A 13,329-nucleotide genomic window follows, 5' to 3' on the forward strand; every position below is an offset into this window, starting at 1 on the left:
CTACCGCTACCACCGGCGATCGAAACGCGCCCGCATCGCTCTCCGGACTCGTCGGCACGGGCGAGGAGATCCGAAGTGGCGACCGACGCGGGCGCTCAGCCCCGAAACAGGCTCGCGTGGACGGGCGCGTGGTCGGAGTCGGACCGCGGGTCGCCGCCGTCGTCGCCGTCCTCGTCGGAGACGGCGCGGCCGTCGACACCGTCGGCGATGAAGTCCCGGACCGGCGGGCCGACGTGCTCCGGCTCGACGAGGAACGCGTCGTGGCCGTGGTCGGAGTCGACCACGTGGTGGGCGACCGGCACCCCGGCCTCGCGGAACGCGTCGCCCAGCGACGCCGACTGCTCGACGGTGAAGTGCCAGTCGGCGGTGAAGCTCATCAGCAGCGTCTCGCCCTCGAAGGCGGCGAGGGCGTCGGCGTCGGTGCCGTGCCCGGCGGCGAGGTCGTACTCGTCCATCGCGCGCGTCAGGTAGAGGTAGCTGTTCGCGTCGAACCGGTCGCCGAACCCCTCCGCCTGGTAGTCGAGATACGACTCCACTTCGCGGTACGGGAAGAACCCGGCCGTCGGCTCCGGCGGCAGCCCGAGGTCACCGTCCTCGCGGGTGAGCGAGTCGCGGCCGGCCGACCGCCGCCCGAACTTGCGCTCCATCGACGCCTTCGAGAGGTACATGATGTGCCCGATCTGCCGGGCGATAGCGAGCCCCTCGGTCGGGGCTGGCCGGTCCTCGCCGTAGTAGTCGCCGCCGTTCCAGTCCGCGTCCGCCCGGATCGAGCGCCGCGCGACCGCGTCGAGCGCGAGGCACTGCGCGTCGAGGCGGCCGGCGGTCGCGATGGCCACCACGCGGTCGACGTCGTCGGGGTAGCGCTTCGCCCACTCTAAGGCGTTCATCCCCCCGACGCTCCCGCCGACGACCGCCCGGAGCCGTCCCACCCCGAGGTGGTCGAGCAGCCGGCGCTGCGCGCGCGCCCAGTCCTCGACTTGGACCGGCGGGAAGGCGGTCCCCCACCGGTCGTGGTCGGGCTCCTCGCGGAGGTCGAGGTCCGCGGGCCGCTCGCTGGCCGGGCCGGTCGTCCCGTAGCAGGAGCCGGGGACGTTCGCGCAGACGACGTAGTACTCCGTCGTGTCGATCGCCTTCCCCGGGCCGACGACGTCGTCCCACCACGCGCGGGCCTGCCCCGCCTGCCCGGCCCCGGTGGTCTCCGGCTCCCGCTCCGGCTCGGGGGAGCGCGCGACGTTCTGGCTCCCGGTGAGCGCGTGGCAGACCAGCACGACGTTGTCGCCGTCGAACTCGCCGTGGGTCTCGTAGGCGACCTCGAAGTCGGGGACCGACTGCCCGCACTCGAAGGTGAACTCCCCGAGCGAGGCGACGCCGTGGTCGGTCGGGACGGCGCTCATCGGCCCGCCTCTTCGTCCGCGGCTCGCTCCTCCCCGCTCCGGCCCGCCGCGGCGCGCTCGCCCGCGGCCAGTCCCGCGTCGAGGTCGGCGATCACGTCGTCGACGTCTTCGATCCCCACCGACAGCCGAAGCATCTCGGGGTAGACGCCCGCGAGCCGCTGTTGGGTCTCGTCCATCTGCGCGTGGGTGGTCGAGGCCGGGTGGATGACGAGCGTCTTTGCGTCGCCGATGTTCGCGAGGAAGCTCGTCAGGTCGACCGACTCGCAGAAGGTCTTCGCGGCCTCGTAGCCGCCGTCGACGCCGAACGTGACCATCCCGCCGAAGCCGTCGAGGTACTCGGCGGCGTTGTCGTGACTCTCGTGGTCCTCGAACCCAGGGTAGCTCACCCAGTCCACGCGGTCGTCGTCGCGGAGGAACTCGGCCACCCGCCGCGCGTTCTCGCAGTGGCGCTCCATCCGTAGCGGGAGCGTGTTCAGCCCCTGGATCGTCTGCCACGCGTCGAAGGGGGACTGCTGGCCGCCGGTCGGCCGCACCCCGCGCTGGCGGGCGACGTTGGCGAACGCGGCGTCGCCGAACTGCTCGACGAAGTCGATCGGGAACGCTGGCGACTCGCCGTCCAACTCGGCGTAGTCGGCGTCCGGGTGGTCCCACGGGAACTGGCCGCCGTCGACCACGACGCCGCCGACGGTGGTGCCGTTGCCCGTGATCCACTTCGTCGTCGACTCCCAGACGATGTCGGCGCCGTGTTCGAACGGGCGACAGCAGTACGGCGTCGCGAACGTGTTATCGACGACAAGTGGCACCGCGTGCTCGTGGGCGATCGCGGCCAGCCGTTCGAAGTCGGGCGTGACGAGCGAGGGGTTCGCGATCGTCTCGACGTGGACGAACGCGGTGTCGCCGTCGATCGCGCCGGCGTACGCCTCGTAATCGAGCGTCTCGACCAGCCGGGTCTCGATCCCGCGGCGGTCCGCGATGCTAGAGAGGTACGCGGCCGTCCCGCCGTACATCTCGGAGCTGGCGACGACGTTGTCGCCCGCGCTCGCGAGGACGGTGGTTATCGCGTCGAACGCGGCCATCCCCGACCCCGTCGCGACCGCGTCCGATCCCCCGGAGAGGTCGGCCAGCCGGTCCTCTAAGACGTTCACCGTCGGGTTCGAGAGCCGCGAGTAGATGTGGCCCTCCGCCCGGAGCGCGTACTGCTCCGCCGCCGTGTCCGCGTCGTCGAAGACGTACGACGTGGTCTGGTGAATCGGCGTGGCCCGGGCGCCGGTGGCCGCGTCGGGCTCGCCGCCGGCGTGGAGACTCCGGGTTGAAAACCCACGTGTCATGTTTGTTGCTCATACGTCTACGTACGTCTATAACCGTCAGTTACGGCAATTGATGCCCCCTTCGGGGTCGCTCCCGCGAAGCGTGCGTTTATGCCCGATCGGGGGCCATACGGTGGTAATGGCAGTCGCCGCCCCCGTTCCCGACCTCGCCGCCCGCGCGACCGACTGTGCCGACCGCCTGCGCGAGGCCGACCGGGTGCTGCTCGCCTCCCACATCGACGCCGACGGGATCACGAGCGCCGCGATCGCGTCCACCGCGTTCGCCCGGGCCGGCATCGACCACGAGGTCGTCTTCGAGAAGCAGCTGAACGCCGACTCGATCGCCGGGATCGCCGCCCGCGAGTTCGACGTCGTCTGTTTCACCGACTTCGGCTCCGGCCAGCTCGACGTCATCGCCGACCACGAGACCCGGGGCGACTTCGTCCCCGTCATCGCCGACCATCACCAGCCCGCCGACAGCGACACGCGCTACCACCTCAACCCGCTGCTCGAGGGGATCGACGGCGCGAGCGAGCTGTCGGGCGCCGGCGCGAGCTACCTCCTCGCCCGCGCGCTAGAGGGCCCCGACGGCGACAACCGCGACCTCGCCGGGCTCGCCGTCGTCGGGGCGGTCGGCGACATGCAGGACTCGACGGACGGCCTCGTCGGCGCGAACGAGTCGATCGTCGCCGACGGGGTCGACGCGGGCGTGCTCGACGCGCGGACCGACCTCGATTTATACGGCAGACAGACCCGCCCCCTCCCGAAGTTCCTGGAGTACGCCTCCGACGTCCGCATCCCGGGGATCACGAACGACGAGGCGGGAGCCATCTCCTTTCTCGCGGACGTCGATGTCGACGCGAAACGCGACGGCGAGTGGCGGCGCTGGGTCGACCTCGACGCCGAGGAGCGGCAGCGGCTCGCCTCCGCGCTGATGCGCCGCGCGGTCGCCTCCGGCGTCCCGGCCGACCGGATCGAGTCGCTCGTCGGCACCGCCTACACCCTCGTCGACGAGGAGCCGGGCACCGAGCTGCGCGACGTCAGCGAGTTCTCCACGCTGCTCAACGCCACCGCACGCTACGAGCGCGGCGACGTCGGCCTCGCGGTGTGTCTCGGCGACCGCGGGGACGCGCTCGCGGAGGCCCGGCGGCTCCTCCGCACCCACCGCAAGAACCTCTCCGAGGGGCTCCAGTGGGTCAAGTCGGAGGGCGTCACCCACGAGGAGAACCTCCAGTGGTTCGACGCGGGGTCGCGCATCCGCGAGACCATCGTCGGCATCGTCGCGGGGATGGCGGTGGGCTCGCCCGCGGTCGACCGCTCGAAGCCGGTGATCGCCTTCGCCGAGGAGAGCGCCGAGGAACTGAAGGTGTCCTCGCGCGGCTCGCACGCCCTCGTTCGGCAGGGGCTCGACCTCTCCGCGGTGATGCGCGAGGCGAGCCGCTCGGTCGGGGGCGACGGCGGCGGCCACGACGTGGCCGCGGGCGCGACCATCCCGCTCGACGAGCGCGACGCGTTCCTCGCCGCGGCCGATCGGGTCGTCGGCGACCAGCTCTCGTGAGCCGCCGCGGTCCCGCTCGCGCCGGCGCGGCCGCCCCGGCACCCGCACCGCCGTTCCTGTCATCGCCCGGCCGCCTCGTCAGTTGACCGTCGCGTAGGTCAGCAGCGACACCGCGAGCAGCTCCAGCACGCTCATCGCGAGGACCACCCGCCCCACGAGCGGATCCATCGCGTACAGCGTCCGCATGCCCGCGAAAAAGAAGCCGATCGAGACGAGGTTCTCGATCAGGAGCACGCCGCTGAACCCGACCAGCCCGAGCAGCAGCGTCGACCCGAACTCGCGGTAGTTGCGGAGCCATATCGTCGCCAGCACCGCAAGCAGCGCGCTGTTGACGACCGCGATCAGCACGGCGACCCCGGTCGGCGACGCGGGGTTCATTCCGCGTCCACCTCCGCGGTGATCTCTTCGAACGTCTCCGCGTGGTGCTCGAAGCGATCGGTCAGGAAGTACAGCTTCCCGTAGTCGTGGTCGCTCGGCTCGACGACGTCGTGGTCTTTGAGCATGTCGAGGTGGTGTGTGATCGTGTTGTAGTCGACGTCCAGTGCCTCCGCGAGCTCGTTCGCGTTCCGGGGGCGGTCGCGGAGCCGCCGAACGATCCGGACCCTGTTTGCGCCACCGCGGCTCGCGACGAACAGGTACCACAGGGCCTTCTCCATCTAACGTACTGGTGTGTCCGGTACGTAATGAAAGTCGTTTCGCCCGGAGTCGGGCCCGCCGGACGCACCGAGCGCGGCGACCACGTCAGCCGACCGTCCGGCGGACCCACCCCGACGCGCCGCTCGGGACGGAGCCCGACTCCTCGCTCGACTGGAGCGTCCCCGTCCCGTCGGTGGCGCGGACGACGACCTCGTGTTCCCCGTTCGGCTCGAAGACGTGCCGCCACTGCCGCCAGACGTCCGCGTCGGGCAGCGGGTCGGAGAGGCTGGCGTCGGTCCACGAGTCGCCGCCGTCGGTCGACACCTCCACGCGCTCGATGCCGCGGGTCCCGGCGTAGGCGTGGCCGGCCAGTTCGATCCGTCCGTCGCCGAGTTCGGTGATCCCCTCGTCCCAGAGCTTGGCGACCGTCTTCACCTCGCCGGTCCCCTCCCAGCCGCGCTCCTCCCAGTAGCCGTCGTCCTCGACGCTGAGGAGCTCGATCTCCGAGAGCCACTTCACGTTCGTCTCGCCCCAGTGGCCCGGGATCAGCACCCTGACGGGGTGCCCGTGGCCCGAGGGGAGCTCTTTGCCGTTCATTCCCCACGCGAGGAACCCCTCGGCGAGCACGTCGACCGGGAACTGGACGTAGTAGCCGTCCTCGCCGCGCAGCATCGCGCAGTCGCACTCGCCCTGCGGGTCGACGGACTCGAGGAGCGGCCGGATCGGCGTTCCGGTCCAGACGGCGTTGTCCAGCTTGCGGCCGTTCAGGTCCTCGCCCACGCACCGCAGCGTGATCGCGCGGTGTTCGACGGGCTGATCGATCAGCTCGTCGAAGGAGACCGTCCGGTCGGTCTCCGTCTCGCCGGTGAACGTCAGCGACCACTCGGCCGCGGTGACCTCCGGGTCGAACTCCGCGATGTCGACGTTGTAGAACTCCCCGATCGGGCTCACCATGTCGTGGAGGTCGTCGCTCTCGAACGCCAGCCCGGCGGTGTCGAGCTCCTGGAGCCGGGCGGCGGCGCCCTCGGAGCGCGGCGCGTCGGCGAGCGGGTCGTCCCCCCCGACGAACAGCCGCCGGCCGCCGGCCGCCGCGACGACGAACCCGAGCGCCCCCGCGACGACGCCGAGCGTCCGGCGGCGCACCGCGTCGAAGCCCGCCGGGAGCCGACTCGTTCCATCGGGGCTCCCCTCCTCAGCCACGTCGGAGCCGTCCGGGTCGGACTCCGACGGGGACAGCGACGCGTCGTCGCCGGCGCTCGATCGACCGGCCCACGCGGGCAACCAGCCGACTCCGGCGACCGCCGCCGCGGGGAGTGCCGCGCCGAGCGCGCCGATTGAGACCCCGGTCAGCGCCGCCGCGAGAAGCCACGCCCCGCCGCCGGCGACGGCCGCCGCGGTCGCTCGACGGTCGGTGCGCGCGGCGAGCCGTAGGCCCGCGAACGCGACCGCGCCGAACAGCCCGACGGCTGTCGCGACCGCCATGGCGATGTGGATCAGGTGGCCAGCGTCGCCGAACGTCGCGATCGCGAACGTCACGATCGGTCCGGGGGTCAGGTTCACGATGGTCTGGTCGATCGGCCGCACGACGAACGAGGGCGTCCACCCCGTCGCGAGGTACGACCCCGCGACTGCGGCCCCGCCGGCCGCCCCCGCGAGGAGCGCGTCTCGACAGTTGGTACCGTTGCTCATACGCTATGTGGGGGTTATGGTCACTTGAACTACGTCCCCGACCGCCGGGTACTCGTGGCCGTCGTCGACCTCGCTCAGCCGGCGTACGACCCCGTCCTCGTCTGCGCCTTGATCGGGCGAGTCCTGCGCGGGGGCTTGGTCCGGGCCGGCTCCCGGCGGCTCCGCGTTCGGCTCCGTCCCCGCGTCGAACAGCGCCGCGGCGTCGGTGACGTCACCCTCGACCGGGTCGCCGTCTTCCGGCCAGAGCTCGATCCCCGCTTCGTCCGTCGAGACGAACACATCGTTCGATGGGACGAACATCGACGCGAACGAGAGCCGGTGGCCGGGCGAGACGTCGACCTCGAACTCGAACGCGCCGCCGGGCGCGATCGGCGGGGCCCCCGGGACCTCGCCGGTCGGATCGTTCGGGTCTGCGACGGTGTCGGGCGGCGTATACGCCCCCGAGTGGGCCACGGGCGCCGACTCGCCGAGCTCGTCGACGAGCCCGTCTTCCCCCTCGAAGCCGGTCGGCGGGCCCGCCTCCGCGAGCGCTTCGAGGCCGATCGAGGCCGACTCGCCGAGCTCGTAGATCGGATTCTCGTCTTCGTGGACCGCGTACGCGCCCGGCGTGATCCAAATCGCGCCGTTCGTCGGCCCGTCCGTCGAGTAGAAATCCGCGGGCGCGACGTTCTCGATCCGGACTCGGATGGTAGCGGACTGCATCATCCCGTCGTCGTCGCCCATCTCGTCGTCGTCCGTCCCGTTGTCTCCATCCATCCCGTCGTCGCCGTCCATTCCGTCGTCACCGTTCATTCCGTCGTCACCGTTCATTTCATCCCCGTCGTCCATCTCGCCCTCGTCACCCGTTCCGCCGTCGCCCGCGCAGCCGGCGAGCGCCAGCGTCACGAGTCCGCCGCTCGTCGCCAAGAACCGCCGCCGCGTGTTTCGGTGCGTCATGTTCCCGACGAGGGCGATGACCGGGATATACATTTCTCAACTATCGGACAGATTTTGTGCGGAGTCGGGGCAGCATCCGTTCAAACTTCGTCCGAGATTCGGACGCCGTCGAGGGATTCTCTGACCGGCCGTTGCCCGGACGAGCAGCGGAGCTCGGTATCGGTAAGAGCGGCAGCAGGCTGGCTCGAGGGTTCGAGCGAGCAGCGGAAAGAGCGGTGGGCGGCTTAGGCCTCGCCGAGGTCGCGGAACATCGCGCGGTAGTCGTCGGTCGACAGCGACTCTCCGAGGTCGTCGATGTCGGCGCCCAAGTCCTCCAAGCGCTCGACGAGCTCGGCGTACGCCTCGTTGCCCTCGCGCTGGGCGGCCGGCTTCTGCGAGCTCAACACGGCGCGTTTGCTGGCGAGCGCGGCGGCCTCCTGGACGAGGTCGTCGTACTCGCTCCGCGTCAGGAGCGTGTCGATGGCGGCGAGCAGCTTCGAGCGGCTCACCGGCTTGGTGAGGTAGAGGTCGAACCCCATGTCGATGATGTCGAAGTCGGGCTCGACCGCGGTGACCATGGCCACGCGGCAGTCGTACTCCGCCTCGCGGATGTGTTCGAGAACGTCGTCGCCGCTCCCGTCGGGGAGTCGGCGGTCGAGGAGCACCACGTCGAGGTCGGGGTCGACCCGATCGATCGCATCGGTGGCGGTCTCGGCGACGTCGACGGTGTAGCGCTCCTCGAGGAAGCCGGCGTACAGCGCCGCGATGTCTGGCTCGTCCTCCACGACGAGTATCGACGGGTCGCTCACCGTCGACCACCGCCGGGAGCGACCGGACACGCTTCACCGGGCATACACAAATGGGGGGTATGTCGAGAGATAAAACTGTCGGCGTCCGTTCGCCCGACGTACTGAACCGTCTTTTATATACTCCGGCCGCCAAGGGAGAAACGAATGTCAGAACTCGTCTCCACCGGGGTCGAGGGGCTCGACTCCATTCTCACCGGCGGCATCACCCAGCGGTCGACGGTCCTCGTCTCCGGAAACCCGGGCACCGGGAAGAGTATCTTCGGCATCCAGTACCTCCATCACGGCGTCTCCGAACACGACGAGCGCGGCGTGTACGTCTCCTTTGAGGAGGACGAGGCCGACATCCGCGGGGCCGCCGAGTCCGTCGGCTTCGAGGGGTTCGACGAGATGGTCGACGACGGTGACATCGTCATCCTGGACAAACGCGAGATGCTCCGTGAGACCGACTTCTCGACCGCGGTCGACCGCCTGCTCGACACCGTCGAGGACGGAGACTTCGACCGCCTCGTCCTCGACTCGCTGTCGATGTTCCAGCTCTTCTTCGACGCCGAACAGGAGAAGCGCACCTACCTGCTGAAGTTCTCGGATATCCTCAAGGCGAACGGGCTCACCTCGCTGCTCATCAACGAGCAGGGGGCCGTCTTCCCCGACACCGAGGTGGGCTTGGAGAACTTCCTCACCGACGGGAACATCTACTTCATCCAGACGCCGACCGACTCCGGCGTCAACCGGTACGTCTGGGTGGCGAAGATGCGGAAACAGGACATCGACACCGACATCTTCCCGATGGAGATCGGGCAGAGAGGGATCACGGTCCACGAGCGCGCCGGCGGCTTCTCGATGATGGGCGGCTCCGACGACCAGCCGTCCTTCTGACGCCGCGGAGACGTCGACTACTCGCGCGACGAGAGGTCGCGCCAGACGTCGTCGAGCCGGTTCTTCACCGCCGACCGCTCCTCGACCTCAACGGTGAGGCCGTCGCGGAAGTCGACCTCGACCCCGTCGACCTTCCGGCGGTACACCTTCACGCGCCGATGCTCGTCCGAGAGCGGGCGGTCGTGGAGCTCGAGGAGGTCCGCCTCCTCCAGTTCATTGATCCGGCGATAACACGTGGCGATCGGGACGTCCAATTGGTCGCTGAGATCCTGCGCCGACTTCGCGTCGCCCGTCGCCGTCAGAATGTCCGTGTTGTATTTGTTACCGAGTACGGTAATCAGGTCGTCCCCCACCATTCACGTTATCGATATTGATTTTTATCTCTTATAAGCGTACCGGTGATTGTACGCGTCGACGGATCCTCTCCGTCCGGCGTTCGGCGCGCGTCCCGCCGCCGTTTCGGCCGCCGCGCGATCGCGTCGTGTTATCGGCGCTGATACCCGCCCCCGTGGGTTTATCACCGCTGTTCGTACAGAGTGGGTATGGAGCTCATCGAGGGGTTGTACCTGATGACGACCACCGTAGTGGCTGGTGCGAGCGCGACGCTCGTCGCGTTCGCGATCGCGGCGTACCGGTCGTCCGGCCGCACGGCGATGGCGTATCTGGCGGTCGGGTTCGGGCTCGTCGTCGTCGCGGCGGTGGCGACGCCCGCGGCCGCCTTCTGGACCGGCTTCGCCAACGCCGAGGGGCTGCTCCTGGTCAACAGCGGTCTGCTCGCGGCGTCGATGGCGCTCGTCGCCGGCAGCCTCGCCGTCTATGAACCCGGCACGCAGGAGTTCGTGATCCCGGAGTCGGAGCTGTCGCGGCTGCGCGACCGCGGCGACTGACGGCGCGACGCGCGCCGTATCGGCGAGCGGGCACGGCCCCGTCAGAGCGTTCTCGCCACGGTCGCGGCCGCCAAACTGCCCTCGACACACCCCCTCCCCCGACGCGCTTTTGCGCGCGCGTCTCGTAGATTTTTCCATGTCAGACCGCTGCCGAGACGGGCGCGAAACGCCACGCTCGCGGCTCGCTCCCGGGACGTACCGACCCGCCCCATCGCCGCCACGTTCGGACCGCCGCCGATGAGCCACGCCGACTCTCCCGGCGGCCGCTCGACGGTCGCGCGCCTCTCGGACCTCGTCGCGCGCGCCGGCGTCGGAGCGGGGGTCACGGTGCTCGTGAGCGTCCTGCCCGTCGTCGGCCTGATCGCGCCCGCGGTCGGCGCCGGCGTGGCAAGCTGGACCGATGAGTCCGCGACCGCCCGCGGCCCACGGATCGGCGCGGCGACGGGCGCGCTGGTCGCGTTGCTGTCGCTGCCCCTGACGTTCTTCGCGATCTGGGTCGCCGCCGCGGTGTCGCCCGCGGCGACCGTCGGCGTCCTCGCACTCACCCTGTTCGGCGCGGCGTACGTCGTCGGCAGCGGCGCACTCGGCGGCTACCTCGCCGACCGGATCGCCGCGGACCGCGCGTCGCGGGCGGACACGGACCCCGAGGCGACCGCGTCTCCGGTCGAACGGCTCAAACACCGCTACGTCGAGGGCGAACTCACTGATGCCGAGTTCGAGCGTCGGCTCGATCGGCTGATGGCCGCCACCGACGACCGCGACCGCTCTGAGGACGACGCTCGCTCCGAGTCGACCACATCAGCCTCGCCCGCCCGCGAGCGCTAGGTTTCCTCTTCATCTCCCGCCGACTTTCCCGCTCCATCGAACGACCGTGTTCTCAATCAGATAGCTACTCGCCCGCACACCGAATTCGCGACGCAGACCCTCGGTGTCGGTATTCTGTCCCATATCCAGATCTGATACCCGCTCTGCGAAATCGTTGATATATTCTGTAATTAAACTGCTCAAAATAACTCCGAAACCGCATGACGTGAAATGTTTATCAATGTGGATAACCGGGTACGTGATCTTAAGTAGGAAATCCCCATCGTCCACGATAACGCCCGCCGGGCAGGCCGGGGGCCAACGCAACACAGCCAATGTTCGAGACTATACTGGATGAGGAAGAGCGCGGTCAGGTGGGGATTGGGACGCTCATCGTGTTCATCGCGATGGTGCTGGTGGCAGCGATCGCCGCCGGCGTTCTGATCAACACGGCTGGCTTCCTCCAGACACAGGCAGAGGCAACGGGACAAGAAAGCACAGCGCAAGTGAGTGACCGGCTTCAGGTGGTGAGTCAATCCGGGACTTTCGACAGTGGTGTCGGAAACGGACAGATTGTCCAGCTGGACTTCGTGCTCGCCCAGTCACCCGGGGCAGACAACATTGACCTGAGCGAAACGTCGGTCGAACTCGTCGGGGAGAGCGGTCAGGAGACCTTCTCGTTGAGTGACGGCGGGACCGACGGCACGGACATTGACATGTTCAAGGGCAGTAACGCGGTTGTCTTCACTGACAACAGTGATCGCGCCCAGATTACGATCGGACTTGACGCTACAAGCAGTAGCGTCGACAACAACGCCGGTGACAGCGCGTACGTGCTCGAGGAGGGCGACTCGCTATCGGTAACGTTCACCACTGCCTCCGGTGCGACGACGACGACCGAGATCCGTGTTCCGAGCACGGTTGTCAACGACTCAGTGAGGCTGTAAAATGTTTGAAACTATATTGGACGAGGAAGAGCGCGGTCAAGTGGGAATCGGGACTCTCATCGTGTTCATCGCGATGGTGCTGGTAGCGGCGATCGCCGCCGGCGTCCTGATCAACACGGCCGGCTTCCTCCAGTCACAGGCAGAATCGACCGGGCAAGAGAGTACTGACTTGGTTTCCGAACGGATCGAAGTCACCAGTCCTGTCGGCATCGTGGGCAGTGAATCGGACGGTGAGTTAGAATCTATCAAACTCACTGTCACCGGCGCACCTGGCGCTGATCAGATCGACCTGAGCGAAACAACGATTCAGGCCGTTGGACCCAACGGGCAGGCAAATCTCGTCTTCACGACTCGGGAAGCGGATGGCTCAACTACTATCGATCCAAATACAGATAATTACGCTACAAGGATTGATAAGGGCGAGTTCGCAGTCCTGAAAGACGGAACACTACAGGACGGTAGCCAAGCTGTGATCAGCGAAGATGAGCAGTACACTATTGTCGTCAACCCGGCAGCAGAACCATTCGGGGACCTAGATGGTACGGACACGTCTTCTGGTGTCTACGACGGTGGCAGTTACACGTTCGCCCACGGTGACGACAATGCTGTCTTCGGCCAAAGCGATGAGTCTTCGGTCGAGATAGTCTCACCTGCAGGCGCAACAACCAGTGTTGAGCTACGTGCACCTGACCTGTTCAACACCGACGGCGAAGCCGTCCGGCTGTAATAGTTAGTACACACTCGGCACCGGCTCTACGTTTTTGTTCACAATTGGCCGCTTTATTATCGAACCTCTATCTATCGAGTGAGATAATTTGGGAGTGATTCTTATCACTAACTTCCTACTCAGACAAAACAGAGCCCGAAAGACCGTATTTGAGGGCATCAACACACAATGTTCGAAACCATACTGAACGAGGAAGAGCGCGGGCAAGTGGGGATCGGGACCCTCATCGTGTTCATCGCGATGGTGCTGGTGGCGGCAATCGCCGCCGGCGTCCTGATCAACACAGCCGGCTTCCTCCAGACACAGGCGGAAGCAACGGGGCAGGAAAGCACAGCGCAAGTAAGCGACCGGCTTCAGGTAGTGAGCCAATCTGGAACTTTCGACAGCGGTGTCGGAAACGGGCAAATCGTTGAGCTGGACTTTGTGCTCGCTCAGTCACCTGGAGCAGACAACATTGATCTGAGCGAAACGTCGGTCGAACTCGTCGGGGAGAGCGGTCAGGAGACCTTCTCGTTGAGTGACGGCGGGACCGACGGCACGGACATTGACATGTTCAAGGGCAGTAACGCGGTTGTCTTCACTGACAACAGTGATCGCGCCCAGATTACGATCGGACTTGACGCTACAAGCAGTAGCGTCGACAACAACGCCGGTGACAGCGCATACGTGCTTGAGGAGGGCGACTCGTTGTCGGTGACCTTCACCACTGCCTCTGGCGCGACGACGACGACTGAGATCCGTGTTCCGAGCACGGTGGTTAGCGAATCAGTGAGGCTGTAA

General features: G+C 67.6%; 15 protein-coding genes. 7 read left to right on the plus strand and 8 right to left on the minus strand.

Annotation, left to right across the window (positions count from 1 at the left end):
- Nucleotides 1–95: 95 nt before the first annotated feature.
- The gene (gene metX, locus ABNG04_RS00595) at nucleotides 96–1,394 is read right to left on the minus strand and encodes a homoserine O-acetyltransferase MetX (protein ID WP_371159133.1); all 1,299 of its coding nucleotides are present in this window, start codon (nucleotides 1,392–1,394) and stop codon (nucleotides 96–98) included.
- Complete coding sequence (locus ABNG04_RS00600; protein WP_371159135.1) at nucleotides 1,391–2,722, minus strand: O-acetylhomoserine aminocarboxypropyltransferase/cysteine synthase family protein; 1,332 nt, start codon at nucleotides 2,720–2,722, stop codon at nucleotides 1,391–1,393. Before ABNG04_RS00600 ends, metX begins: the two co-directional genes overlap by 4 nt.
- Nucleotides 2,723–2,840: 118 nt before the next feature.
- Here ABNG04_RS00600 and recJ point away from each other — a divergent pair, with 118 nt between their 5' ends.
- A complete protein-coding gene (gene recJ / locus ABNG04_RS00605; protein ID WP_371159137.1) occupies nucleotides 2,841–4,259 on the plus strand; it encodes a RecJ family nuclease in 1,419 nt (472 codons plus the stop codon).
- Nucleotides 4,260–4,337: 78 nt separating this feature from the next.
- Here recJ and ABNG04_RS00610 read toward each other — a convergent pair whose 3' ends face one another.
- The 5 genes from ABNG04_RS00610 to ABNG04_RS00630 form a co-directional block, all read right to left on the minus strand.
- Nucleotides 4,338–4,637 carry a DUF8036 family membrane protein gene (locus ABNG04_RS00610; RefSeq protein ID WP_371159139.1) on the minus strand — a complete coding sequence of 100 codons (300 nt, stop codon included), beginning with the start codon at nucleotides 4,635–4,637 and terminating at the stop codon, nucleotides 4,338–4,340.
- Nucleotides 4,634–4,915: a winged helix-turn-helix domain-containing protein gene (locus ABNG04_RS00615; RefSeq protein WP_371159140.1), complete on the minus strand. Its 282-nt coding sequence runs from the start codon at nucleotides 4,913–4,915 to the stop codon at nucleotides 4,634–4,636. Before ABNG04_RS00615 ends, ABNG04_RS00610 begins: the two co-directional genes overlap by 4 nt.
- A gap of 85 nt (nucleotides 4,916–5,000) precedes the next feature.
- Nucleotides 5,001–6,584, minus strand: a complete 1,584-nt coding sequence (locus ABNG04_RS00620) for a molybdopterin-dependent oxidoreductase (RefSeq protein ID WP_371159142.1) — start codon at nucleotides 6,582–6,584, stop codon at nucleotides 5,001–5,003.
- Nucleotides 6,585–6,587: 3 nt separating this feature from the next.
- Nucleotides 6,588–7,520 (minus strand): spondin domain-containing protein, encoded by a 933-nt coding sequence (locus ABNG04_RS00625; RefSeq protein ID WP_371159144.1) that lies wholly within the window; start codon nucleotides 7,518–7,520, stop codon nucleotides 6,588–6,590.
- A gap of 224 nt (nucleotides 7,521–7,744) precedes the next feature.
- A complete protein-coding gene (locus tag ABNG04_RS00630; RefSeq protein ID WP_371159146.1) occupies nucleotides 7,745–8,308 on the minus strand; it encodes a HalX domain-containing protein in 564 nt (187 codons plus the stop codon).
- A gap of 144 nt (nucleotides 8,309–8,452) precedes the next feature.
- Here ABNG04_RS00630 and ABNG04_RS00635 point away from each other — a divergent pair, with 144 nt between their 5' ends.
- Entirely contained in the window at nucleotides 8,453–9,184 is a 732-nt protein-coding gene (locus tag ABNG04_RS00635; protein WP_371159148.1) for an RAD55 family ATPase, read from the plus strand.
- Between the two features lie 17 nt (nucleotides 9,185–9,201).
- On the opposite strand, the gene ABNG04_RS00640 is transcribed toward ABNG04_RS00635, so the two are convergent.
- On the minus strand, nucleotides 9,202–9,540 hold the full coding sequence (locus tag ABNG04_RS00640; protein ID WP_004597591.1) for a helix-turn-helix domain-containing protein: 339 nt from the start codon (nucleotides 9,538–9,540) through the stop codon (nucleotides 9,202–9,204).
- 186 nt (nucleotides 9,541–9,726) lie between these two features.
- Here ABNG04_RS00640 and ABNG04_RS00645 point away from each other — a divergent pair, with 186 nt between their 5' ends.
- The 5 genes from ABNG04_RS00645 to ABNG04_RS00665 all read left to right on the plus strand — a co-directional run bounded on the left by ABNG04_RS00645 (nucleotide 9,727) and on the right by ABNG04_RS00665 (nucleotide 13,329).
- Nucleotides 9,727–10,071, plus strand: coding sequence for a hypothetical protein (locus ABNG04_RS00645; protein ID WP_297888897.1), 345 nt, complete (start codon nucleotides 9,727–9,729; stop codon nucleotides 10,069–10,071).
- Nucleotides 10,072–10,308: 237 nt separating this feature from the next.
- Entirely contained in the window at nucleotides 10,309–10,896 is a 588-nt protein-coding gene (locus tag ABNG04_RS00650) for an SHOCT domain-containing protein (protein WP_371159151.1), read from the plus strand.
- A 314-nt stretch (nucleotides 10,897–11,210) separates the two neighbouring features.
- Complete coding sequence (locus ABNG04_RS00655; protein ID WP_371159153.1) at nucleotides 11,211–11,822, plus strand: flagellin; 612 nt, start codon at nucleotides 11,211–11,213, stop codon at nucleotides 11,820–11,822.
- Between the two features lies 1 nt (nucleotide 11,823).
- On the plus strand, nucleotides 11,824–12,549 hold the full coding sequence (locus ABNG04_RS00660; RefSeq protein ID WP_371159155.1) for a flagellin: 726 nt from the start codon (nucleotides 11,824–11,826) through the stop codon (nucleotides 12,547–12,549).
- A 168-nt stretch (nucleotides 12,550–12,717) separates the two neighbouring features.
- Nucleotides 12,718–13,329: a flagellin gene (locus tag ABNG04_RS00665; protein WP_371159157.1), complete on the plus strand. Its 612-nt coding sequence runs from the start codon at nucleotides 12,718–12,720 to the stop codon at nucleotides 13,327–13,329.

Origin of the sequence: Halorubrum miltondacostae, from assembly GCF_041379815.1 — an archaeon.
GTDB classification, from domain to species: domain Archaea; phylum Halobacteriota; class Halobacteria; order Halobacteriales; family Haloferacaceae; genus Halorubrum; species Halorubrum miltondacostae.

Bases quoted from the DNA above. Each gene is read 5' to 3' on its own strand.
- ABNG04_RS00615 (WP_371159140.1), bottom strand. From the start codon at position 4,915: ATGGAGAAGGCCCTGTGGTACCTGTTCGTCGCGAGCCGCGGTGGCGCA.
- ABNG04_RS00660 (WP_371159155.1), top strand. From the start codon at position 11,824: ATGTTTGAAACTATATTGGACGAGGAAGAGCGCGGTCAAGTGGGAATC.
- ABNG04_RS00650 (WP_371159151.1), top strand. From the start codon at position 10,309: ATGAGCCACGCCGACTCTCCCGGCGGCCGCTCGACGGTCGCGCGCCTC.
- recJ (WP_371159137.1), top strand. From the start codon at position 2,841: ATGGCAGTCGCCGCCCCCGTTCCCGACCTCGCCGCCCGCGCGACCGAC.
- ABNG04_RS00635 (WP_371159148.1), top strand. From the start codon at position 8,453: ATGTCAGAACTCGTCTCCACCGGGGTCGAGGGGCTCGACTCCATTCTC.
- metX (WP_371159133.1), bottom strand. From the start codon at position 1,394: ATGAGCGCCGTCCCGACCGACCACGGCGTCGCCTCGCTCGGGGAGTTC.
- ABNG04_RS00640 (WP_004597591.1), bottom strand. From the start codon at position 9,540: ATGGTGGGGGACGACCTGATTACCGTACTCGGTAACAAATACAACACG.
- ABNG04_RS00655 (WP_371159153.1), top strand. From the start codon at position 11,211: ATGTTCGAGACTATACTGGATGAGGAAGAGCGCGGTCAGGTGGGGATT.
- ABNG04_RS00665 (WP_371159157.1), top strand. From the start codon at position 12,718: ATGTTCGAAACCATACTGAACGAGGAAGAGCGCGGGCAAGTGGGGATC.
- ABNG04_RS00620 (WP_371159142.1), bottom strand. From the start codon at position 6,584: ATGAGCAACGGTACCAACTGTCGAGACGCGCTCCTCGCGGGGGCGGCC.
- ABNG04_RS00645 (WP_297888897.1), top strand. From the start codon at position 9,727: ATGGAGCTCATCGAGGGGTTGTACCTGATGACGACCACCGTAGTGGCT.
- ABNG04_RS00600 (WP_371159135.1), bottom strand. From the start codon at position 2,722: ATGACACGTGGGTTTTCAACCCGGAGTCTCCACGCCGGCGGCGAGCCC.
- ABNG04_RS00610 (WP_371159139.1), bottom strand. From the start codon at position 4,637: ATGAACCCCGCGTCGCCGACCGGGGTCGCCGTGCTGATCGCGGTCGTC.
- ABNG04_RS00625 (WP_371159144.1), bottom strand. From the start codon at position 7,520: ATGACGCACCGAAACACGCGGCGGCGGTTCTTGGCGACGAGCGGCGGA.